We start from the raw sequence: 22,841 nt of genomic DNA on the forward strand, positions 1-22,841 counted from the left end.
TCGACAATCCAGTACAATCTCGCGCCTCATGCATCAAGGGGTCTCTGCCATGTCCGCATCCTTCGTCCACCTGCGTCTGCACACGGAATACTCCCTGGTCGACGGGATCGTGCGGGTGAAGGGGCTGGTCAAGGCCGCCGAAGCGGCCGGGATGCCGGCCGTGGCGGTGACCGACCAGGGCAACCTCTGCTCGCTGGTCAAGTTCTACAAGTCCGCCATGGGCGCTGGGATCAAGCCCATCGCCGGTGCCGACATCTGGCTGGCCGGTCGCGATGGCGATGCGCCGCTGAGCCGCATGACCCTGCTGGTCATGAACGCCAAGGGCTATCGCAACCTCACCGAGCTGCTGTCGCGGGGCTTCCAGGAAGGTCAGCAGGATGGCCAGATCGTCATCCAGCGCGACTGGGTGAAGGCCGCCAGCGAAGGCCTGATCGCCCTGTCCGGTTCCAAGGAAGGCGAGATCGGCCTGGCGCTGCTCGAAGGCGATCTGGCCCTGGCCGATCAGCTGTTCGAGGAATGGCAGCAGGTCTTCCAGGAGCGCTTCTATCTGGAGGTGCAGCGCACCGAGCGAGTCGGTGACGAGGAGCACCTGCATGCCGCCGTGGCCCTGGCCGATCGCTGCGGGGGCGCCCTGGTGGCGACCAACGACGTGCGCTTTCTCAAGGCCGAGGACTTCGAGGCCCACGAGACCCGCGTCTGCATCGGCGAGGGGCGTCCGCTGGACGATCCCCGTCGCGAGCGCAAGTACAGCGACCAGCAGTACCTGAAGTCGGCGGCCGAGATGGCCGAACTGTTCAGCGACCTGCCCGAGGCGCTGGAAAACACCGTCGAGATCGCCAAGCGCTGCAACATCGAGATCCAGCTGGGCAAGTACTTCCTGCCCAATTTCCCGATTCCCAACGGGATGACCATCAACGACTACCTGCGCCATGTGTCCTTCGAGGGCCTGGAAGAGCGCCTGGCCGTGCTCTGGCCGCGGGAGACCACGCCGAATTACGAAGAGAAGCGCCAGGAGTACGTCGACCGACTCAACTTCGAACTCGACATCATCATCCAGATGGGCTTCCCCGGTTACTTCCTCATCGTGATGGACTTCATCAAGTGGGCGAAGAACAACGGCGTACCGGTCGGCCCCGGCCGGGGCTCGGGTGCCGGCTCCCTGGTTGCCTACGTACTCAAGATCACCGACCTTGATCCGCTGGCCTACGACCTGCTGTTCGAGCGCTTCCTCAACCCCGAACGGATCTCCATGCCCGACTTCGACGTCGACTTCTGCATGGACGGGCGCGACCGGGTGATCGAATACGTGGCCGATCTCTATGGTCGCGAGGCGGTGAGCCAGATCATCACCTTCGGCACCATGGCCGCCAAGGCGGTGGTGCGCGACGTGGCGCGGGTGCAGGGCAAGTCCTATGGCCTGGCCGATCGCCTGTCGAAGATGATCCCCTTCGAAGTGGGCATGACCCTGCAGAAGGCCTTCGAGCAGGAAGAGGTGCTGCGCGACTTCCTGGCGACCGACGAGGACGCCAAGGAAATCTGGGACATGGCCCTCAAGCTCGAGGGCATCACCCGCGGCACCGGCAAGCACGCCGGGGGCGTGGTGATCGCGCCGACCAAGCTGACCGACTTCTCGCCCATCGCCTGCGACGAGGACGGCAACGGTCTGGTGACCCAGTTCGACAAGGACGACGTCGAACAGGCCGGTCTGGTCAAGTTCGACTTCCTCGGTCTGCGTACCCTGACCATCATCAAGTGGGCGCTGGAGACCATCAACCGCACGGAAGTGGAGGAGGGGCGCGAGCCGCTCAACATCGACTTCATCCCGCTGGACGACAAGCCGACCTATGCCCTGCTGCAGAAGGCCGAGACCACCGCCGTCTTCCAGCTGGAATCCCGCGGCATGAAGGAGCTGATCAAGAAGCTCAAGCCGGACTGCCTGGAAGACCTCATCGCCCTGGTGGCGCTGTTCCGCCCCGGTCCGCTGCAGTCGGGCATGGTGGACGATTTCATCAACCGCAAGCACGGCCGCGCCGAACTGGCCTATCCGCATCCGGACTACCAGTACGACGGTCTGCAGCCGGTGCTGGCGCCCACCTACGGCATCATCCTCTACCAGGAACAGGTGATGCAGATCGCCCAGGTCATGGGTGGCTACACCCTGGGCCAGGCGGACATGCTGCGCCGTGCCATGGGCAAGAAGAAGCCCGAGGAGATGGCCAAGCAGCGCGGCGGCTTCATCGAGGGTTGCGCCAACAACGGCATCGATGGCGAGCTGGCGGGCAACATCTTCGACCTGGTGGAGAAATTCGCCGGTTACGGCTTCAACAAGTCGCACTCGGCCGCCTACGGCCTGGTCTCCTACCAGACTGCCTGGCTGAAGACCCACTATCCGGCGCCCTTCATGGCCGCGGTGCTGTCGGCGGACATGCACAACACCGACAAGGTGGTGATCCTCATCGAGGAATGCCGCCACATGAAGCTGCGCATCGACACGCCGGACGTGAACATCTCCGAGTTCAAGTTCACCGTGAACGAAGGGGGGCGCATCGTCTACGGCCTGGGTGCCATCAAGGGCGTGGGCGAGGGGCCGGTGGAGGCCATCGTCGAGGCCCGTGCCGAAGGCCCCTTCAAGGACCTCTTCGATTTCTGCGCGCGGGTGGATCTCAAGCGCATCAACAAACGCACCCTGGAAGCCCTGATCCGCTCCGGTGCCCTGGACCGCCTGGGGCCGCATTACCACGACGAACTCAAGGCCTATCAGGCGACCATCGACCAGAATCGCGCCGTGCTGCTGGCGGCCATGGAAGAGGCCATCGCCTCGGCCGAGCAGACCGCCCGCAGCCACAACAGTGGTCACGTGGATCTCTTCGGTGGCGTCTTCGCCGAACCCGAGGCCGACGTCTATGCCAACCATCGTCGCGCCCGGGAGCTCAATCTCAAGGAGCGCCTGCGCGGGGAAAAGGAAACCCTGGGGCTGTACCTGACCGGGCATCCCATCGAGGAATACGAAGGCGAGGTGCGGCGGCTGGCGCGCCAGCGCATCGTCGACCTCAAGCCGTCGCGGGAGACCCAGACCGTGGCCGGGCTGATCGTCAACCTGCGGGTGATGAAGAACAAGCGTGGCGACAAGATGGGCTTCGTCACCCTGGACGATCGCTCCGGGCGCATCGAGGCCTCGCTGTTCGCCGAAGCCTTCAACGCCGCCCAGGCGCTGCTGCAGACCGATGCCCTGGTGATCGTCGAGGGCGAGGTCAGCCAGGACGATTTTTCCGGTGGTCTGCGCCTGCGCGCCAAGCGGGTGCTGGGCTTGGAAGAGGCCCGTACCGCCCTGGCGGAGAGCCTCAGGATCGCCGTGCGTAGCGAGGCGCTGGCCGGCGATCGGCTGCGCTGGCTGGGCGAATTGTGCGGTCGCCATCGCGGCGCCTGTCCGGTCACCATCGACTACCAGGGGCCCACCGCGCGGGCGCTGCTGCAGTTCGGCGAGAACTACCGGATCGATCCGGCCGATGGCCTGATTCAAACCCTGCGTGACCAGTTCGGCAGGGAGAACGTCTTTCTCAACTATCGTTAAGTCCGAGCGCCTCGTGCGCTCCGTCCCAACCCTCGCCAGCGGCGGGTGCCGGTGACGTGGCAGGAGTCTCGACCTGCCTCGTCCGATCCCTTAAGGTAGGCGCCCCGGCCCCTGGCTCTAGATTGTAATAACGGATGCCCATGAACCCGAACTATCTCGATTTCGAACAGCCCATCGCCGATCTCCAGGCCAAGATCGAAGAACTTCGACTGGTCGGTAACGACAATGCGCTGAACATCAGTGACGAGATCGCCCGGTTGCAGGAGAAGAGTCAGGCGCTCACCAAGAGCATCTTCAGCGACCTGTCCAGCTGGCAGGTGGCCCGTCTGGCCCGGCATCCGCTGCGTCCCTATACCCTCGACTACATCAACTACCTGTTCAGCGATTTCGAAGAGCTGCACGGCGATCGTCACTTCGCCGACGATCCGGCCATCGTCGGGGGCATCGCCCGCCTGGAAGGTCGTCCGGTGATGATCATCGGTCACCAGAAGGGTCGTGAAGTCCGCGAGAAGGTCCGTCGCAACTTCGGCATGCCGCGTCCGGAAGGCTATCGCAAGGCCTGTCGCCTGATGGAAATGGCCGAGCGCTTCAAGATGCCGATCCTGACCTTCATCGACACTCCCGGTGCCTACCCGGGCATCGACGCCGAAGAGCGTGGCCAGAGCGAGGCCATCGCCTGGAACCTGCGCGTCATGGCGCGGCTGAAGACACCCATCATCGCCACCGTGATCGGCGAGGGTGGTTCCGGTGGCGCCCTGGCCATCGGCGTCTGCGACCAGCTCAACATGCTGCAGCACTCCACCTATTCGGTGATCTCGCCGGAAGGTTGCGCCTCCATCCTGTGGAAGACCGCCGAGAAGGCCCCCGATGCCGCCGAGGCCATGGGCATCACCGCCGAGCGGCTGAAGAGCTTGAACATCGTCGATCAGGTGATCGATGAACCCCTGGGTGGCGCGCACCGCGATCCCCAGGCCATGGCCAACAGCCTGCGTACTGCGTTGCTGGAGCAGCTGGACGAGCTCAAGGGCTACGATATGCCGGCGCTGCTGGAGCGTCGCTACGAGCGCCTGATGAGCTACGGCATCGCCTGATTCCGCTCTCATGAGTCTGCTGGATCGGCTGCACGCCCGCCTGGAGCGGCAGCCGCTCACCCGTCACTGGCGGGTGGGCTTCTCCGGCGGACTCGACTCCACCGTTCTCCTGTACCTCTTCGCGCGGCTGCGCGAACATGGCCTGCCGGGCGATCTGCAGGCGGTGCATGTGCATCATGGCCTGCAAGCCGCGGCGGATGCCTGGGTCGAGCACTGCGCCCAGGTCTGCCAGAAGTTGGCTGTCCCTCTCGATACCCTGCACGTCCATGCCGATGGCGCGGCCAGTCTCGAACGGGCTGCGCGCGAGGCGCGCTATGCGGCCTTTGCCCAGGTGCTGCCCCAGGATGGCTGCCTGGTGCTGGGGCAGCATCGCGACGATCAGCTGGAAACCCTGCTGCAGCGGCTGGTACGGGGCGCGGGTGTGAAGGGGCTGGCCGGCATGCCCGAAACCCGTTCGCTGGTTGCCGGTCGCCTCTGGCGGCCCCTGCTGGACGAGCCGCGTAGTGCGCTGCTGGCCTATGCCGAAGCCGAAGGGCTGGACTGGATCGAAGACCCCAGCAACGTCGATACCCGACTGGATCGCAACTATCTGCGGCACGAGGTGCTGCCACGGCTACGCGACCGCTGGCCGGGCGTCGATCAGGTCATGGCGCGCGGTGCCCGGCATCTGGCCGAAGCCGACGAATTGCTCGGCGAGCTGGCCGATCTGGATCTGCAGCGGGCCCGGTGTGTCGATCACGGGTTCGCCTGGATTCCCTTGCCCAATCTGGCCCTGGCGCCTTTGCAAGCCTTGAGCGAGGCGCGCCAGCGCAATGCCTTGCGCACCTGGTTGGATCCGCTGACGCGCCAGCCCGACAGCGCCCACTGGGCTGGTTGGCAGGCAATGTGCGAGGCGGGCGCGGCGAGCGATCCCCTCTGGCGTCTCGAAGGTGGCCAGGTGCGCCGGGGGGCAGGGCGGATCTGGTGGGTGCCCGACGCCTGGCAGGTCGCGCCGCAATCCCTGGCCATCACCGGGCAGGAAACCAGCCTGGAGCTGGCCGGCAATGGTCGCCTGAACTTCCTCGAACAGGCCGCCGAATCCGGCTGGCGGATCGGCTATCGCCAGGGGGGCGAGCGGTTGGTCGTACCAGGTCGCGGCTCGCGCGAGCTCAAGCGCCTATTCAACGAGCAGGGGGTGCCGCCGTTCCTGCGCGGCCGATTGCCGCTGCTCTGGCGCGGCGACGAACTGCTGGCGGTGGCCAACCTGCCCGGCCTGGATGGCCTGCCGGGGGGAGGGCGGCTTGAGTGGCAGCCCGCAGACGGCATGGGCGGGTTTGAGCTGGGATGACCTTTAGGCTAGACTACGCTCCCGTCTTATATCGCATTTTCCGCTCGCCCCGAGTGGACGGTGTGCATTGGTCCGGCGCCAGTCCGACCGCTCTCGCTTTCATCGGCGGCTCTCCGCCTCAACGCAGATTCTAGGAATTTTCATGACGCGCTTTATTTTCGTCACGGGCGGTGTTGTTTCTTCTTTGGGGAAAGGCATCGCCTCGGCTTCCCTGGGCGCCATTCTGGAAGCGAGAGGGCTGAAGGTCACCATGCTCAAGCTGGATCCCTACATCAACGTGGATCCCGGCACCATGAGCCCCTTCCAGCACGGCGAGGTGTTCGTCACCCATGACGGCGCCGAGACCGACCTGGACCTGGGTCACTACGAGCGATTCATCCGCACCACCGTGACCCAGAACAACAACTTCACCACCGGTCGCATCTACATGGACGTGCTGCGCAAGGAGCGCCGCGGCGACTACCTGGGCGCCACCGTGCAGGTGATTCCGCACATCACCGACGAGATCAAGAGGCGCATCATCAAGGGCGCCGGCGATGCCGACGTGGCCCTGGTGGAGATCGGCGGCACCGTCGGCGACATCGAGTCGCAGCCCTTCCTCGAAGCCATCCGCCAGCTGCGGGTGGAGATCGGGGCGCGCCGCGCCATGCTGATGCACCTGACCCTGGTCCCCTACATCGCCACCGCTGGCGAGACCAAGACCAAGCCGACCCAGCATTCGGTCAAGGAGCTGCGCTCCATCGGCCTGCAGCCCGATGTGCTGATCTGCCGTTCCGACCACACCGTCGACAGCTCTTCCCGTCGCAAGATCGCCCTCTTCACCAACGTCGAAGAGCGCGCGGTCATCTCCCTGGAAGACGTCGACACCATCTACCGCATTCCCTCCGTGCTGCACGCCCAGGGCCTGGACGAATTCGTCGTCGAGCGCTTCGGCCTGGAGTGCAAGCCGGCCGATCTGTCCGAGTGGGATCGCGTGGTGGACGCCAAGCTCAACCCCGAGCAGGAAGTCACCATCGCCATGGTCGGCAAGTACATGGAGCTGCTCGACGCCTACAAGTCGCTGATCGAGGCCATGACCCACGCCGGCATCCAGAGCCGCACCAAGGTCAACCTGCGCTATATCGACTCCGAGCACATCGAGCAGCAGGGCACCCATCTGCTCAAGGGCGTGGACGCCATCCTGGTGCCCGGCGGCTTCGGCCTGCGCGGCGTGGAAGGCAAGATCGCCACCGTGCAGTACGCCCGCGAGAACAAGATCCCCTACCTGGGCATCTGCCTGGGCATGCAGGTGGCGGTCATCGAATTTGCCCGTAACGTGCTGGGCTGGAAAGACGCCAACTCCACCGAATTCGACAAGGCCAGTGGCCACCCGGTAGTCGGCCTGATCACCGAATGGCAGGATTCCACCGGCGCGACCGAGATCCGTACCGAAGGCTCCGACCTGGGCGGCACCATGCGCCTGGGCGCCCAGGAGTGCCAGCTGATCAGCGGCACCCAGGTGCATGACTGCTATGGCCAGGACGTCATCGTCGAGCGCCATCGTCATCGCTACGAGGTCAACAACAATCTGCTGCCGCAGATCCAGGCCGCCGGCCTGAAGATCTCCGGTCGTTCGGGCGATGGTGCCCTGGTGGAAGTGGTGGAGGCCCCGGATCATCCCTGGTTCGTCGCCTGCCAGTTCCACCCGGAGTTCACCTCCACCCCGCGTGATGGCCATCCGCTGTTCAGCGGCTTCGTCAACGCCGCCCTGCGCTACGCCAAGAAGGATTGATCATGACCGCTCAGAAGATCGTCCGCGTCGGCAATATCGAGATCGCCAACGACAAGCCCTTCGTGCTGTTCGGCGGCATGAACGTGCTGGAATCCCGTGACCTGGCCATGCAGGTGTGCGAGCAATACGTCAAGGTGACCGAGAAGCTGGGCATCCCCTATGTCTTCAAGGCCAGCTTCGACAAGGCCAACCGTTCCTCGGTGACCAGCTATCGTGGCCCGGGCATGGAAGCCGGCCTGCGCATCTTCGAAGAGCTCAAGGCCACCTTCGGCATGCCGGTGATCACCGACGTCCACGAGCCCTACCAGGCGGCTCCGGTGGCGGCGGTGTGCGACATCATCCAGCTGCCGGCCTTCCTCTCGCGGCAGACCGACCTGGTGGTGGCCATGGCCAAGACCGACGCCGTGATCAACATCAAGAAGGCGCAGTTCCTTGCGCCCCAGGAAATGAAGCACATCCTCGCCAAGTGCGAAGAAGCCGGTAACGACCAGCTGATCCTCTGCGAGCGTGGTTCCTCCTTCGGCTACAACAACCTGGTGGTCGACATGCTCGGCTTCGGCATCATGAAGAGCTTCGGCTACCCGGTGTTCTTCGACGTGACTCATGCCCTGCAGATGCCGGGTGGGCGCGCCGATTCCGCCGGTGGCCGCCGCGCCCAGGTCACCGACCTGGCCAAGGCCGGCATGAGCCAGGGCCTGGCCGGTCTGTTCCTGGAAGCCCATCCGGATCCCGAACATGCCAAGTGCGACGGCCCCTGTGCCTTGCGCCTGGACAAGCTGGAGCCCTTCCTGGCCCAGCTCAAGGCGCTGGACGAGCTGGTGAAGTCGTTCACGCCGATCGAAACTGCCTGAGCGGCGGCTGAACCAAAAGGCTCGCGGGTAGCCGAAGGCTGATCCGTCAATGACCGGTAACATGGAGATCGATACAAAAATGGCTAACATCGTCGACATCAAGGGACGTGAAGTCCTGGATTCCCGCGGCAACCCTACCGTTGAAGCGGACGTGATCCTGGACAACGGTATCGTCGGTCGCGCCACCGCGCCGTCCGGCGCGTCCACCGGTTCGCGCGAGGCACTGGAGCTGCGCGACGGCGACAAGAGCCGCTACCTGGGCAAGGGCGTGCTGAAGGCCGTGGGTAACATCAACGGCCCGATCCGTGACCTGCTGCTGGGCAAGGATCCGAGCGACCAGAAGGCGCTGGACCGTGCCATGATCGAGTTGGATGGCACCGACAACAAGGCCAAGCTGGGCGCCAACGCCATCCTGGCCGTGTCCCTGGCCGCCGCCAAGGCTGCCGCCGAAGACCAGGATCTGCCGCTCTACGCCCACATCGCCAACCTGAACGGCACCCCCGGTCAGTACTCCATGCCGGTACCGATGATGAACATCATCAACGGCGGCGAGCATGCCGACAACAACGTCGACATCCAGGAATTCATGGTCCAGCCGGTCGGCGCCAAGAGCTTTGCCGACGCCCTGCGCGTGGGCGCCGAGATCTTCCATCACCTCAAGGCCGTGCTCAAGGCCCGTGGCCTGAGCACTTCCGTGGGTGACGAAGGCGGCTTCGCGCCCAACCTGGCCTCCAACGCCGACGCCCTGGCCGCCATCGCCGAAGCGGTGAAGAACGCCGGCTACGAACTGGGCACCGACGTGACCCTGGCCCTGGACTGCGCCTCCAGCGAGTTCTACAAGGACGGTCAGTACGACCTGTCCGGCGAGGGCAAGGCCTTCGACGCCAACGGTTTCGCCGACTACCTGGCCGGGCTGACCGAGCAGTTCCCGATCATCTCCATCGAAGACGGTATGGACGAGTCCGACTGGGCCGGCTGGAAGGCCCTGACCGACAAGATCGGCAGCAAGGTGCAGCTGGTGGGCGACGACCTGTTCGTCACCAATACCAAGATCCTCAAGGAAGGCATCGAGAAGGGCATCGGTAACTCGATCCTGATCAAGTTCAATCAGATCGGCTCCCTGACCGAGACCCTGGAAGCCATCCAGATGGCCAAGGCCGCCGGCTACACCGCGGTGCTCTCCCACCGCAGCGGCGAGACCGAAGATTCCACCATCGCTGACCTGGCCGTGGGCACCGCCGCCGGTCAGATCAAGACCGGTTCGCTGTGCCGTTCCGATCGCGTCTCCAAGTACAACCAGCTGCTGCGCATCGAAGAGCAGCTGGGTGCCAAGGCGCCTTACCGTGGTCGTGCCGAGTTCCGCAGCTAAAATCTGTGTGACCGGGAGGCGATGACCTAGGTCGTCACCTCCCACCACGTCCGACGGACCACAGGATAGATGCCCAGTTTACAAGCGTAGAGCTGGGCTTCTATCCTGTTTTCGTCTCTGCCGCCGTCCGCGAATCCGTTATCTCCCATGCGAAGTCCCTACTGGCTGTTCCCCTTCCTGCTCCTGCTGCTCGGCGGTCTTCAGTATCGTCTGTGGGTCGGTGATGGCAGCTTCGCCCAGGTGCGCGAACTCAAGCAGCAGATCGCCGACCAGAATGGTGAGAACAAGCGCCTGCTGGAGCGCAACGAGATCCTCGAAGCCGAGGTCGTCGAGCTCAAGAAAGGCATGGAGACCGTCGAGGAGCGTGCCCGCCACGAACTCGGCATGGTCAAACAAGGCGAAACCCTTTTCCTGCAATCCAAATAATGTCCCTTCTGCCTTCCTTCTGGACAGTCATCCCCGCCGCGGGCGTGGGTGCGCGGATGCGCGCCGACCGACCCAAGCAATACCTCGACCTGTGCGGCCGCAGCCTGCTGGAACGCACCCTCGACTGTTTTCTCGACCACCCGCGCCTGCGCGGCCTGGCGGTGAGCCTGGCGCCGGAAGACCCCTGGTGGCCGACGCTGGCCTGCGCCCGCGATGCCCGCATCCTGCGCGCGCCCGGTGGTCGCGAACGGGCCGACTCCGTGCTGGGGGGCCTGTTGCTGCTGAGCGAGCAGGGCGCCACCGACGGTGACTGGGTGCTGGTGCACGATGCCGCGCGGCCCAATCTCCACCGCGAGGATCTCGACCGGCTGCTGGCCGAGCTAGCCCAGGACCCGGTGGGTGGCCTCCTGGGCGTGCCAGCGCGGGATACCCTCAAGCGCGTCGGCCGCGATGGCCGGGTGAGCGAGACCGTGGATCGCAGCCAGGTCTGGCTGGCCTATACGCCGCAGATGTTTCGCCTCGGTGCCCTGCGTGACGCCCTGAGCGCCGGTCTGGCAGCGGGCGCCGCCATCACCGACGAGGCCTCGGCCATGGAGTGGGCGGGCCATGCGCCGCGCCTGGTGGAAGGCCGGGTGGACAACATCAAGGTCACTACCCCCGAAGACCTGCAGCGGCTGCAAGTGGTCTTCGCCGAGGCCTAGGATCCAGGCCCGCAGTGGCCCATCGCTTAAAAGACTCGCTCGCTGCGCTCAACCCGCTGGGTGGCGAGCGCCTGGGCGCGGGGTGCCCAGGCCTTGCTTGAGGTGCTCCACCAGCAGGCGAATCTTCGGTGAGAGAAAGCGCCGCTGCGGATAGAGAGCCCAGACCGCGCTGTTGGGCGGCTGGCGGTTGTCCAGCAGGGCACGCAGTTCACCCCGGGCCAGATGCGGCAGCACATAGTAGTCCGGCAGCTGGCACAAGCCGAAGCCGCGCAGCGCGGCGTCCAATACCGCCTGGCCGCTGTTGCAGCGCCAGGAGCCTTGGACCCGGTGCAGCACTTCACGCTCGTTTTCGCGAAAGCTCCAGATGTCGCTGGTGCCGACCAGGCAGCGATGGCGAGCGAGTTCCGACAGGGTGTGAGGCGCGCCGAAGCGTTCCAGATAGCTGGGTGCGGCGCACAGATAGAGCTCCCGCGGCGCCAGCCGGGTCGCCACCAGGCGGGAATCGGCCAGACGGCCCAGGCGGATGGCCAGGTCGTAGCCTTCGTGCAAGAGGTCGACGGTGCGATTGGTCAGGTCCAGCTCCAGACTCACCTCGGGATGGCGGGCGAGGAAGTCGTTGACCAGGGGCACGACGAAACGCTCGCCATAGGTCACGGCGCAGGTCATGCGGATCAGTCCCTTGGGCTGGCTGGAGAGATCGCTGACCTCGCGTAGGGCTTCGTCGCGCGCCTCCTGCAGACGGCGGCAGTGCTGCAGAAAGGTGTGGCCGGCTTCGGTGAGGGCGACGCTGCGGGTGCTGCGATAGAGCAGCCGCGCCTGCAGGCGTTCTTCCAGGCGGGCGACCTGACGGCTGACGTGGGAAGTCGAGGTGCCGAGACGATCAGCCGCCTGGCCGAAGTGCAGGGTGCTCGCCACGGCGACGAATTCGTCGATGCCTTCCCAGCCCATGATTGTTTCCCTATGGCAAAAATGAATTCCAGTATGCCCGATTGTTCCAGGATTTCTGGCGTCTAAACTGGTCACCTCGTTTTTTCGTCCCTCTGGAGTCGACCATGATCAAATCCCGCGCCGCCGTAGCCTTTGCGCCCAATGAGCCTCTGAAGATCGTCGAAGTGGACGTCGAGCCGCCCAAGGCCGGTGAGGTGCTGATCCGCATCGTCGCCACCGGCGTCTGCCACACCGATGCCTACACCCTGTCCGGCCAGGATTCCGAGGGCGTCTTTCCCTGCATCCTCGGTCACGAGGGCGGTGGCATCGTCGAAGCGGTGGGCGAGGGCGTGACCTCGGTCGCCGTGGGCGATCACGTCATCCCGCTGTATACCGCCGAATGCGGCCAGTGCAAATTCTGCAAATCCGGCAAGACCAACCTGTGCAGCTCGGTACGCGCGACCCAGGGCAAGGGCCTGATGCCCGATGGCACCACCCGCTTCTCCTACAATGGCGAGCCGATCTATCACTACATGGGCTGCTCGACCTTCTCCGAGTACACCGTGCTGCCAGAGGTGTCGGTAGCCAAGATCCCCGCCGAGGCGCCGCTGGAAAAGGTCTGCCTGCTGGGCTGTGGCGTCACCACCGGCATCGGCGCCGTGCTCAACACCGCCAAGGTGGAAGAGGGCGCGACCGTGGCCGTCTTCGGCCTGGGCGGCATCGGTCTGGCGGCCATCATCGGCGCCAAGATGGCCAAGGCCAGCCGCATCATCGCCATCGACATCAATCCGTCCAAGTTCGACATCGCCCGCGAGCTGGGCGCCACCGACTTCGTCAATCCCAAGGATCACCAGAAGCCGATCCAGGAGGTCATCGTCGAGCTGACCGATGGCGGCGTCGACTACAGTTTCGAGTGCGTCGGCAACGTCAACCTGATGCGGGCGGCCCTGGAGTGCTGCCACAAGGGCTGGGGCGAGTCGGTGATTATCGGCGTGGCCGGTGCTGGCCAGGAGATCAGCACCCGGCCGTTCCAGCTGGTGACCGGTCGCGTCTGGCGCGGCAGCGCCTTCGGTGGCGTCAAGGGCCGTAGCGAGCTGCCCGGCTATGTGCGTAAGGCGCAGAGCGGCGAGATTCCGCTGGATACCTTCATCACCCACACCATGGGCCTGGAGCAGATCAACGAGGCCTTCGAGCTGATGCACGAAGGCAAGAGCATCCGCACCGTCGTCCACTACTGATCGCCGAGAGGGCGCCCACGGGCGCCTTCTTTCCGAGGGAGATGACCATGAGTCTCGAACTGCTCTCCAGCAACAAGAGTTTCGGCGGCTGGCACAAGCGCTATCGCCACCGCGCCCGCAGCCTCGACTGCGACATAACCTTCGCCGTCTATCTGCCGCCCCAGGCGGAAGCCCGCAGCGATCTGCCGGTACTCTACTGGCTGTCGGGCCTGACCTGTACCGACGAGAATTTCATGCAGAAGGCCGGTGCCCAGCGCTTGGCCGCCGAGCTGGGCCTGGTGCTGGTGGCGCCGGACACCAGTCCGCGGGGCGAGGACGTGCCGGACGACCCCGACAAGGCCTGGGACTTCGGTCTGGGTGCCGGCTTCTACATCAACGCCACCCAGCAGCCCTGGGCCCGGCACTACCGCATGCACGACTATGTGGTCGAGGAACTGCCGGCGCTGATCGAAGCCAACTTTCCGGTCTCCGATCGCCGCGGCGTCAGCGGTCATTCCATGGGTGGCCACGGGGCCCTGATCTGCGCCCTGCGCCATCCGGGTCGCTATCGTTCGGTGTCGGCCTTCTCGCCCATCGTCAATCCGCTGGATTGCCCCTGGGGGCACAAGGCTTTTTCGAACTATCTGGGCGAAGACCGCAGTACCTGGGCGGAATGGGATGCCTGTGCGCTGCTGGCCAAGGCCGAGGAGCGGCTGCCGCTGCTGGTCGACCAGGGCGAGCAGGACAGCTTCCTCGCCGAACAGCTCAAGCCCCAGGCGCTGCAGCGGGCGGCGGAAGCCGCGGGTCATCCGCTGGAACTGCGGCTGCAACCCGGCTATGACCACAGCTATTTCTTCGTCGCCAGCTTCATCGACGACCATCTGCGGCATCACGCGGCGGCCCTGTCGACCCCATAGGTTCTGTACGAAAAGTTGCCGAGCGAAGGTCAGGCGAGGCGAAAAGCGCTGAGGAAGCGGAGTTTATTAACGGTAAATGAGCATTCCGAAGCGTTTTTCAACGAAGCATTACCGAGCGCAGGCACTTTTGGTACAGAGCCTAAGGGCGACGGAAGCTGTTGCCAGCCGGTAGAATCGACGCCCTGTCATTTTCCAGGGCGTCTCTCTTCATGCGCATAGGTCACGGTTTCGACGTTCACGCCTTCGGCGAGGGCGATTTCATCACCCTCGGTGGCATTCGCATTCCCCACCACCACGGCCTGGTCGCCCACTCCGACGGCGACGTGCTGTTGCACGCCCTGGCCGACGCCCTGCTGGGCGCGGCCGCCCTGGGCGACATCGGCAAGCATTTCCCCGATACCGATCCGCGCTTCAAGGGCGCCGACAGCCGGGTGCTTCTGCGTCATGTGGTCGGTCTGGTGCGCGAGCAGGGCTGGCAGGTCGGCAACGTCGACGGCACCATCGCGGCCCAGGCGCCGAAGATGGCGCCGCACATCGAGGCCATGCGCCAGGCTATCGCCGAGGACCTGCAGGTCGAACTGGGCCAGGTCAACGTCAAGGCCACCACCACCGAGCGTCTGGGTTTCGTCGGGCGCGAAGAAGGCATCGCCGTGCACGCCGTGGCCCTGTTGCTGCCGCTATGACCGAAGACCAGCTGCTCGGGCCGCGCGCCCATGGCGAGCCCTGTGGCCAGGCGATCCTCAAGGCCAGCGCCGAGGACTTCCAGGTGGACGAGGTACTGGACATCCCGCTGAGCGGTGATGGCGAGCACCTCTGGCTGTGGGTCGAGAAGCGCGGCCTCAACACCGAGGAGGCCGTGCGCCGCCTCGCCCGTGCCGCTGGCGTGCCCCAGCGGGCGATCAGCTACGCCGGCCTCAAGGATCGCCAGGCCTTGACCCGTCAGTGGTTCAGCCTGCACCTGCCCGGCAAGGCCGATCCGGACCTCGCGGCCGCCTGCGACGAGACGCTGGTGATCCTCCAGCAGGGGCGGCACCGGCGCAAGCTGCAACGCGGCGCCCATGCCGCCAATGGCTTCCGCCTGCGCCTGACCGGGCTCAAGGCCGATGCCGTGGCGCTGGAGGCGCGGTTGCAGGCCATCGCCGCCAAGGGCGTACCCAACTATTTCGGTCCGCAGCGTTTCGGCCATGAGGGCGGCAATCTGGCCGATGCTCAAGCGTGCGCCCGCGACCAGCGCCTGCCCGAGCAGCGCAACCGGCGTTCGCGGACCCTGTCCGCCGCGCGCAGCTGGCTGTTCAATCAGGTGCTGGCCGGTCGTGTCGCCGATGGCTCGTGGCAGCGGGCGCAGGAGGGCGACCTGCTGGCCTTCACCGACAGCCGCAGCCACTTTCCAGCGACCACCGCCGATCTAGAGGATCCGCGCCTGGCGGCGCTCGATCTGCACCCCACCGGCCCCCTGTGGGGCGCCGGCGAGTCACCGGTGCAGGGGCCGGCCGCCGCCCTGGAACAGGCGGTGGCGAAGGCCGCCGGAGAGCTGCCCGCCTGGCTGGCCGGTGCCGGCCTCTCGCATGAACGGCGCATCCTGCGCCTCCCCATCGGCGGCCTGACGTGGCATTATCCCGCTCCTGACATTCTGCAACTCGAATTCGTCCTGCCGGCCGGCTGTTTCGCCACCGCAGTGGTTCGCGAGCTGGTAACGCTTGGCGAGGCAGGGCAGACGGAACATCCATGCGACTTCTGATCGCCAACGACGATGGGGTGCTGGCCCCCGGTATCGCCGCGCTGCATGCCGCGCTCTCCGCTCGTGCGGACTACGAGTGCCAGGTAGTCGCGCCGCTCTATGACATGAGCGGCGTGAGCAGTGCCCTGACACTGGACCGCCCCCTGCATCCGCAGCGCCTGCCCAATGGCTTCCTGGGCGTCAACGGCACGCCTACCGATTGCGTTCACCTCGGCCTCAACGGCCTGCTGGACGAGACGCCGGACATGGTGGTGGCCGGCATCAACCTGGGTGCCAACCTGGGCGACGACGTTCTCTATTCCGGCACCTTCGCCGCGGCCATGGAAGGGCGTTTCCTCGATCGTCCGGCCCTGGCCTTTTCGCTGGTCTCGCGCAGCCCCGACAACATGGCGGTGGCGGCCGAGATCGCGACCCGCATCGTCGCCCTGCACGAGCGCTTCGACCTGCCGCCGCGCACCGTGCTCAACGTCAACATCCCGGATCTGCCGCTCGAGCAGATCAAGGGCCTGCAGCTGACCCGTCTGGGGCACCGTGCCCAGGCCAAGCCGCCGGTGCGCGAGATCAATCCGCGCGGCAAGGCCGGCTACTGGATCTCGGTCTCCGGCGATGCCGTGGATGGCGGACCAGGTACCGATTTCCATGCCGTGCTGGAAGGCTATGTGTCGGTGACGCCGCTGCAGTTCGATCGCACCTTCCGCGAGGGTTTCGCCGGCCTGTCGGCCCTGACGGAGCTGCTGACATGACTCAGGGGCAAGAGCATATGCAAAGACACGGCATCGGCATGACCTCCCAGCGCACCCGGGAGCGCCTCATCCAGCGCCTCTACGAAGAGGGGCTGTCCAACGCCCAGGTGCTGGAGGTGATCCGCCGTACGCCGCGTCATCTGTTCGTCGACGAGGCCCTGGCCCATCGCGCCTACGAAGACACGGCGTTGCCCATCGGCCACAACCAGACCATCTCCCAGCCCTTCATGGTGGCGCGTATGACCGAGCTCCTGCTCGCCGGCGGGCCGCTGGACAAGGTCATGGAGATCGGTACCGGCTCCGGCTACCAGACCGCCATCCTGGCGCAGACGGTGGAGCGGGTGTTTTCCGTGGAGCGGATCCAGTCGCTGCAGGACAGAGCTAAGGAGCGGCTGCTCGAACTCAACCTGCGCAACGTGGTGTTCCGCTGGGGCGATGGCTGGGAGGGCTGGCCGGCGCTGGCGCCCTACAATGGCATCATCGTCACCGCGGCCGCGCGGGAAGTCCCCCAGGCGCTGCTCGACCAACTGGCGCCTGGCGGTCGCCTGGTGATCCCGGTGGGCGTCGACGAGGAACAGAAGCTTCTGCTGATCGTGCGTGAAGACGACAGCTTCGTCCGCCACGAACTCAACGCCGTCCGTTTCGTGCCCCTGCTCAACGGACCTCTGGCCCAGTGAGCGATAGGGAACGTTACCCCGGTGCCACGCTCCAAGGCTGCCTGGCGGCTTTGGCCGCTTGAGGCCGGCGGGATGGCCGGACGGTAGATGATCAGACTCTGCGGGAGGAACGGGTGAAGGCCCGAGCGCAAGGATTTCCAGGACGAGGGCGATCAGGCTGGCTGGCGACAGTGCTCGTGGCCCTGCTGCTGACGGGTTGTTCGAGCAACGGTTCGCGAGCGCCGGTGGTCGACCGCGGCGATGGTCGCGGCAGCGTGCCCCAGGTCACTTCCGGGCAATATCGCGTCAAGCGCGGTGACACCCTGTTTTCGATCGCTTCCCGCAACGGCTGGGAATGGCGGGCCCTGGCGGCCCAGAATGGTCTCAGTGCGCCCTATGTCATCCATGTCGGCCAGGTCATTCGTTTCGGCAACGGTTCCAGCGCCAGTGGTTCCAGTCGCATCATCCATCGACCGGCCACGGTAGCTTCCGCTCCGGCACCGGGCAGTCCGGTGGCCACCCCGGTACCCATCCCGCCGCCCGTCACCTCTAGTCCCACCGCCGCCACCCCGGTGGTGACCCCGAATCTGCCTACGGCGCCACCGCCGACCCCGGTGACGCCAGCCCAGACGCCGACCCGTGACGTCCCCCAATCGGCCTCCGGTTGGGCCTGGCCGACGAAAGGCACCCTGATCAGTCGCTTCTCCGCCAGCAGCAGTCTAAACAAGGGAATAGACATCGCCGGCCAGGAAGGCCAGCCCGTGATGGCCGCCGCCGATGGCACCGTGGTCTATGCCGGAAACGGTCTGCGGGGTTATGGTGAACTGGTTATCGTCAAACACAGCGAAACCTACGTCAGTGCCTACGGTCACAATCGTAGGTTGCTGGTTCGGGAAGGTGAGCGTGTCAAGATAGGGCAGACGATTGCCGAGATGGGTTCGACCGGGACCGACCGCGTCAAGCTTCATTTCGAGATTCGCCGTCAGGGCAAGCCGGTGGATCCTTTGCAGTTTTTGCCCAATCGCTGATTCGCTAGGCGCCGACTCGATCCCGCAGCTCTTTGGGGGCGAGTCATGGCGCATCGGCAACGTATCGATACGCCCTGGCTCGAAGCACAGACGAGCAAGGGTTACTCAAGATGATCCAGAACAAACAAGAAACCGAGTACGATCTCGGCGACGATGTCCTGCTTCTCGATTCCAATCCCTTCGGTGAGGAATCCACCGAATCCGCCATGACCAAGGCGCTCTCCGGGCGCGGTAACCAGGTCTTGCGCGGCGCCAAGCTGGCCGATTATGGCCGAGCACTAGACGCCACTCAGCTCTATCTCAACGAAATCGGCTTCTCGCCACTGCTGTCACCGGCGGAAGAGGTGCATTTCGCGCGTCTCGCGCAGCGCGGTGATCCCGCCGGTCGCAAGCGCATGATCGAAAGCAACCTGCGCCTGGTGGTCAAGATCGCCCGCCGCTACATCAATCGCGGCCTGTCGCTGCTCGATCTGATCGAGGAAGGCAATCTGGGCCTGATTCGCGCCGTGGAGAAATTCGACCCCGAACGGGGCTTCCGCTTCTCCACCTATGCCACCTGGTGGATCCGGCAGACCATCGAACGGGCGATCATGAACCAGACCCGCACCATTCGCCTGCCGATCCACGTGGTCAAGGAACTCAACCTGCATCTGCGCGCGGCACGCGAACTCACCCAGAAGCTCGACCACGAGCCTTCGCCCGAGGAGATCGCCGCGCTGCTGGAAAAACCGGTGGCGGACGTCAAGCGGGTGATGGGCCTTAACGAGCGGATCAGCTCGGTGGACATGGTGCTCGGTCCCGATTCCGACAAGACCCTGCTCGATACCCTGACCGACGATCGCCCCACCGACCCCTGCGAATTGCTGCAGGATTCGGATCTCAACCAGAGCATCGACCAGTGGCTGCTAGAGCTGCCGGAAAAGCAGCGCGAAGTGGTGGTACGCCGCTTCGGCCTACGGGGTCATGAAGCCTGCACCCTGGAAGAGGTCGGGCAGGAGATCGGATTGACCCGCGAGCGGGTGCGGCAGATCCAGGTCGAGGCACTCAAGCGATTGCGCGAGATCTTCGAGCGCAACGGCCTGTCCAGTGATTCGCTGTTCTGACCAGCCCTAGCTGAATATCAACCAAACGAAGCCCGGATTCATCCGGGCTTTTTTCTGCGTGTTCTTGTAAGCCTCGGCTTACAGGCCGCGTAAGCATGGATCGCTTGAGACTGCCGGAAAGCATCGCTTGATCAGCATGGCTAATCTTCAAGTGATTGCCGCATAACGATTTTTTGTTTCGGGCGGAGCAGCGAAGCGGCCTGAGAGGGCGGCTTGTGGCAGATTGCCATTGCTCGGGAGGAGAGTACTATCGGCTCTGTGTCTGGGACGACACGGATCGGCAGGAAGCGGATCGGGATCACCTCAGGACGAGGTTCACCAGGACGGTGGCAGGATTACAGGGACAGGGACGAAGGGGGCGGAGCGATCCGCCCCCTTTTTTATTGCCTGGAGATTCCAGGCAAGGCCTAGCGTTCGAGCTGGGGGAGCTTGTTGGGCTTGCCATCCCACTCGGCGGCGTCAGGCAGGGCTTCCTTCTTCTCGGTGATGTTCGGCCAGATGTTGGCCAGCTCACTGTTGAGTTCGATGAAGGCTTCCTGGCCGGCCGGTACCTCGTCTTCCGAGAAGATCGCCTGGGCCGGGCATTCGGGTTCGCACAGGGCGCAGTCGATGCACTCGTCCGGGTGGATCACCAGGAAGTTGGGGCCTTCGTAGAAGCAGTCCACCGGGCAGACTTCCACGCAGTCGGTATATTTGCATTTGATGCAGTTGTCAGTGACGACGAAGGTCATCTGCTCGTTCTCCTCAGGCTAAGGCGGCGGATTCTAGCAGCATTGCCGGAACCCTCGTATCCGTTAACTCAGATACGCTTTTTCCATTCGTAGATAAGCTCCAGGGCCCGTCTGGGTGTGATGTCGTCCGGCTGCAGGCGTTCCAGTTCCTCGATGAGAGGATGGGTGGCGCTGGCGAACAGATCGGCTTGCAACGGACGACCCTTGGCCGGCGCGCTTACCGGCAGGGGGGCACCCACCTCACCGTTGAAACTGGCCGCTTCCAAGCGGGCGAGATGCTCCCGCGCGCGCAGGATGACGTCTTCCGGTACCCCGGCCAGTTGCGCCACGGCCAGGCCATAGCTCTGGCTAGCGGGGCCGGGCAACACATGGTGCAGGAAGACGATGCGGTCGTTGTGCTCGGTGGCGTTGAGGTGGACGTTGGCCACGCTCGGCTGGCCTTCCGGCAACACGGTCAGCTCGAAGTAGTGGGTGGCGAACAGCGTCCAGGCGCGCAGCCGCGCCAGTTGCTCGGCGGCGGCCCAGGCCAGGGACAGGCCGTCGAAGGTGCTGGTACCGCGACCCACCTCGTCCATCAGCACCAGGCTGTGTTCGCTGGCGTTGTGCAGGATGTTGGCGGTCTCGCTCATCTCCACCATGAAGGTGGAGCGGCCGCCGGCCAGGTCGTCGCTGGAGCCGATGCGGGTGAAGATGCGGTCCACCAGCGACAGCTCACAACTGGCCGCCGGGACGAAGCTGCCGACATGGGCCAGCAGCACGATCAGCGCGGTCTGGCGCATGTAGGTGGACTTGCCGCCCATGTTCGGACCGGTGATCACCAGCATGCGGGTGTCGTTGTCGAGGGTGACGTCGTTGGCGACGAAGGGCGTTTCCAGCACCTGCTCCACCACCGGGTGGCGCCCCTGGCCGATCTTCAGGCAGGGCTCCGCGACAAAGCGCGGCTTGTTCAGGTCCAGGTTGAGGGCGCGCTCGGCGAAGTTGGCCAGGACGTCCAGCTCGGCCAGGGCCGCGGCGCTATCCTGCAGCGGCGCCAGGTGGCCGATGAGTTCGTCCAGTAGCGCCTCGTAGAGGGCCTTTTCCCGCGCCAGGGCGCGACTCTGGGCCGACAGGGCCTTGTCTTCGAAGGCCTTGAGTTCCGGGGTGATGAAGCGCTCGGCGCCCTTGAGGGTCTGGCGGCGGATGTAGTCGGCCGGTGCCGATTCGGCCTGGCGGCTGGGGATCTCGATGAAGTAGCCGTGGACGCGGTTGTAGCCGACCTTGAGCCCCTGCAGGCCGGTACGGGCCTTTTCCCGGGCCTCCAGGTCCATGAGGAACTGGCCGGCGTTCTCGCTCAGGGTCTGCAGCTCGTCCAGCTCGCTGTCGTAGCCGCGCTTGATGACGCCGCCGTCGCGGATCACCGCCGGCGGGTTGTCGATGATGGCGCGGGCCAGGGTCGCGGCCAGTTCTGGATAGGTCTGGATGCTCTTGGCCAGATCGAGCAGGTGCGGGGCGATCATCTGCGTCAGCCCGTCCTGCAGCGCCGGCAACGCGGCCAGGGCGTCTCTCAGGCGGGCGAGGTCACGCGGGCGGGCGTTGCGCAGGCCGATACGGGCGAGGATGCGCTCCAGGTCGCCGATGTCCTTGAGCTGCGGCTGCAGCGTCTCGAAGCGATAGCCTTCCAGCAGGCAGGTGATGGCGTCCTGACGCGCCTCGATCACCGCGCGATTGCGCAGTGGGCGATTCAGCCAGCGGGTCAGCAGGCGACTGCCCATGGCGGTCTGGCAGCGGTCCACCACCGATTGCAGGGTGTTGTCGCGACCACCGGCCAGGTTGACGTCCAATTCCAGGTTGCGGCGACTGGCGCCGTCGAGGATGACGGTGTCGTCCAGACGCTCGTGCCTGAGGCTGCGCAGATGGGGCAGGGCGGTGCGTTGGGTTTCCTTGGCATAGGCCAGCAGGCAGCCGGCGGCGCCGAGGGCCAGGCCCAGCTTGTCGCAGCCGAAGCCCTTGAGGTCGCCGGTGCCGAATTGCTGGCAGAGGCTCTTGAGCGCCGAATCGCAGTCGAAATCCCAGGGCGCCCGACGACGCACACCGCGGCGCTTCTCGGCGGGCAGGCCGACGGGCCAGTCGTCGGGGATCAGCAGTTCCGCGGGATTGAGGCGGTCCAGCTCCGCCAGCAGGGTTTCCCAGCCGGCCAGTTCCTGCACGGTGAAGCGGCCGCTGGCGATGTCCAGCACGGCCAGGCCGAACAGGCGCTCGTCGCCCAGCACGGCGGTCAGCAGGTTGTCGCGGCGCTCGTCGAGCAGCGCCTCGTCGCTGACGGTGCCGGGGGTGATGATGCGTACCACCTGGCGTTCCACCGGGCCCTTGCTGGTGGCCGGGTCGCCGATCTGCTCGCAGATCACCACGGATTCGCCGAGCTTGACCAGCTTGGCCAGGTAGCCTTCGGCGGAGTGGAAGGGAATGCCGGCCATGGGGATGGACTTGCCGGCCGAGGCGCCGCGCGCGGTCAGGGTGATGTCGAGCAACTTGGCGGCACGCCGGGCGTCGTCATAGAACAGCTCGTAGAAATCGCCCATGCGATAGAACAGCAGCTGCTCGGGATGTTGATGCTTGATCTTGAGGTACTGCTGCATCATGGGCGTGTGCGCGGAGAGATCGCTCATGCGGGTGTTTCGATCCGGTTGCCGTTGAA

The 22,841-nt window shown here is 65.3% G+C and carries 19 protein-coding genes; 16 read left to right on the forward strand and 3 right to left on the reverse strand.

The window, feature by feature from the left end; genetic code table 11:
• The first annotated feature begins 49 nt into the window (after window positions 1–49).
• The 8 genes from dnaE (at window position 50) to ispD (ending at window position 11,107) form a co-directional block, all read left to right on the forward strand.
• Window positions 50–3,571 (forward strand): DNA polymerase III subunit alpha, encoded by a 3,522-nt coding sequence (dnaE, locus tag FEZ61_RS23060; protein WP_173150485.1) that lies wholly within the window; start codon window positions 50–52, stop codon window positions 3,569–3,571.
• 140 nt (window positions 3,572–3,711) lie between these two features.
• On the forward strand, window positions 3,712–4,662 hold the full coding sequence (locus FEZ61_RS23065; RefSeq protein ID WP_017639042.1) for an acetyl-CoA carboxylase carboxyltransferase subunit alpha: 951 nt from the start codon (window positions 3,712–3,714) through the stop codon (window positions 4,660–4,662).
• A 10-nt stretch (window positions 4,663–4,672) separates the two neighbouring features.
• On the forward strand, window positions 4,673–5,989 hold the full coding sequence (gene tilS / locus FEZ61_RS23070) for a tRNA lysidine(34) synthetase TilS (RefSeq protein ID WP_173150487.1): 1,317 nt from the start codon (window positions 4,673–4,675) through the stop codon (window positions 5,987–5,989).
• Window positions 5,990–6,131: 142 nt separating this feature from the next.
• Window positions 6,132–7,760, forward strand: coding sequence for a CTP synthase (locus FEZ61_RS23075; RefSeq protein WP_160923743.1), 1,629 nt, complete (start codon window positions 6,132–6,134; stop codon window positions 7,758–7,760).
• 2 nt (window positions 7,761–7,762) lie between these two features.
• Window positions 7,763–8,611: a 3-deoxy-8-phosphooctulonate synthase gene (gene kdsA / locus FEZ61_RS23080; protein WP_017639039.1), complete on the forward strand. Its 849-nt coding sequence runs from the start codon at window positions 7,763–7,765 to the stop codon at window positions 8,609–8,611.
• 79 nt (window positions 8,612–8,690) lie between these two features.
• Window positions 8,691–9,980: a phosphopyruvate hydratase gene (gene eno, locus FEZ61_RS23085; protein ID WP_173150489.1), complete on the forward strand. Its 1,290-nt coding sequence runs from the start codon at window positions 8,691–8,693 to the stop codon at window positions 9,978–9,980.
• 147 nt (window positions 9,981–10,127) lie between these two features.
• Entirely contained in the window at window positions 10,128–10,406 is a 279-nt protein-coding gene (locus FEZ61_RS23090) for a septum formation initiator family protein (RefSeq protein WP_007159473.1), read from the forward strand.
• Complete coding sequence (gene ispD / locus FEZ61_RS23095) at window positions 10,406–11,107, forward strand: 2-C-methyl-D-erythritol 4-phosphate cytidylyltransferase (RefSeq protein ID WP_173150491.1); 702 nt, start codon at window positions 10,406–10,408, stop codon at window positions 11,105–11,107. The genes FEZ61_RS23090 and ispD overlap by 1 nt, the downstream gene beginning before the upstream one ends.
• Window positions 11,108–11,155: 48 nt before the next feature.
• On the opposite strand, the gene FEZ61_RS23100 is transcribed toward ispD, so the two are convergent.
• Entirely contained in the window at window positions 11,156–12,058 is a 903-nt protein-coding gene (locus FEZ61_RS23100; RefSeq protein ID WP_173150569.1) for a LysR substrate-binding domain-containing protein, read from the reverse strand.
• 101 nt (window positions 12,059–12,159) lie between these two features.
• Between FEZ61_RS23100 and FEZ61_RS23105 the strand changes: the two genes are divergently transcribed.
• From FEZ61_RS23105 to rpoS, 8 genes are all read left to right on the forward strand, one after another.
• Complete coding sequence (locus FEZ61_RS23105; RefSeq protein ID WP_017639036.1) at window positions 12,160–13,272, forward strand: S-(hydroxymethyl)glutathione dehydrogenase/class III alcohol dehydrogenase; 1,113 nt, start codon at window positions 12,160–12,162, stop codon at window positions 13,270–13,272.
• Window positions 13,273–13,313: 41 nt separating this feature from the next.
• The gene (gene fghA / locus FEZ61_RS23110) at window positions 13,314–14,168 is read left to right on the forward strand and encodes an S-formylglutathione hydrolase (RefSeq protein WP_173150493.1); all 855 of its coding nucleotides are present in this window, start codon (window positions 13,314–13,316) and stop codon (window positions 14,166–14,168) included.
• A gap of 209 nt (window positions 14,169–14,377) precedes the next feature.
• The gene (ispF, locus tag FEZ61_RS23115) at window positions 14,378–14,851 is read left to right on the forward strand and encodes a 2-C-methyl-D-erythritol 2,4-cyclodiphosphate synthase (protein ID WP_017639034.1); all 474 of its coding nucleotides are present in this window, start codon (window positions 14,378–14,380) and stop codon (window positions 14,849–14,851) included.
• The gene (gene truD, locus FEZ61_RS23120; protein ID WP_017639033.1) at window positions 14,848–15,906 is read left to right on the forward strand and encodes a tRNA pseudouridine(13) synthase TruD; all 1,059 of its coding nucleotides are present in this window, start codon (window positions 14,848–14,850) and stop codon (window positions 15,904–15,906) included. The genes ispF and truD overlap by 4 nt, the downstream gene beginning before the upstream one ends.
• A complete protein-coding gene (gene surE, locus FEZ61_RS23125; RefSeq protein ID WP_173150495.1) occupies window positions 15,894–16,649 on the forward strand; it encodes a 5'/3'-nucleotidase SurE in 756 nt (251 codons plus the stop codon). Before truD ends, surE begins: the two co-directional genes overlap by 13 nt.
• A gap of 38 nt (window positions 16,650–16,687) precedes the next feature.
• Entirely contained in the window at window positions 16,688–17,326 is a 639-nt protein-coding gene (locus FEZ61_RS23130; protein WP_173150571.1) for a protein-L-isoaspartate(D-aspartate) O-methyltransferase, read from the forward strand.
• 176 nt (window positions 17,327–17,502) lie between these two features.
• Window positions 17,503–18,333 carry a peptidoglycan DD-metalloendopeptidase family protein gene (locus tag FEZ61_RS23135; protein WP_346342874.1) on the forward strand — a complete coding sequence of 277 codons (831 nt, stop codon included), beginning with the start codon at window positions 17,503–17,505 and terminating at the stop codon, window positions 18,331–18,333.
• A gap of 110 nt (window positions 18,334–18,443) precedes the next feature.
• Window positions 18,444–19,436: an RNA polymerase sigma factor RpoS gene (rpoS, locus tag FEZ61_RS23140; protein ID WP_017639029.1), complete on the forward strand. Its 993-nt coding sequence runs from the start codon at window positions 18,444–18,446 to the stop codon at window positions 19,434–19,436.
• Window positions 19,437–19,843: 407 nt separating this feature from the next.
• Here rpoS and fdxA read toward each other — a convergent pair whose 3' ends face one another.
• A complete protein-coding gene (gene fdxA, locus FEZ61_RS23145; RefSeq protein ID WP_017639028.1) occupies window positions 19,844–20,167 on the reverse strand; it encodes a ferredoxin FdxA in 324 nt (107 codons plus the stop codon).
• Between the two features lie 68 nt (window positions 20,168–20,235).
• Window positions 20,236–22,812 (reverse strand): DNA mismatch repair protein MutS, encoded by a 2,577-nt coding sequence (mutS, locus tag FEZ61_RS23150; protein ID WP_173150499.1) that lies wholly within the window; start codon window positions 22,810–22,812, stop codon window positions 20,236–20,238.
• Window positions 22,813–22,841 lie beyond the last annotated feature (29 nt).

The organism is Pseudomonas sp. MS15a(2019) (genome assembly GCF_013277805.1).
Taxonomy (GTDB): Bacteria; Pseudomonadota; Gammaproteobacteria; order Pseudomonadales; family Pseudomonadaceae; genus Chryseomonas; species Chryseomonas benzopyrenica.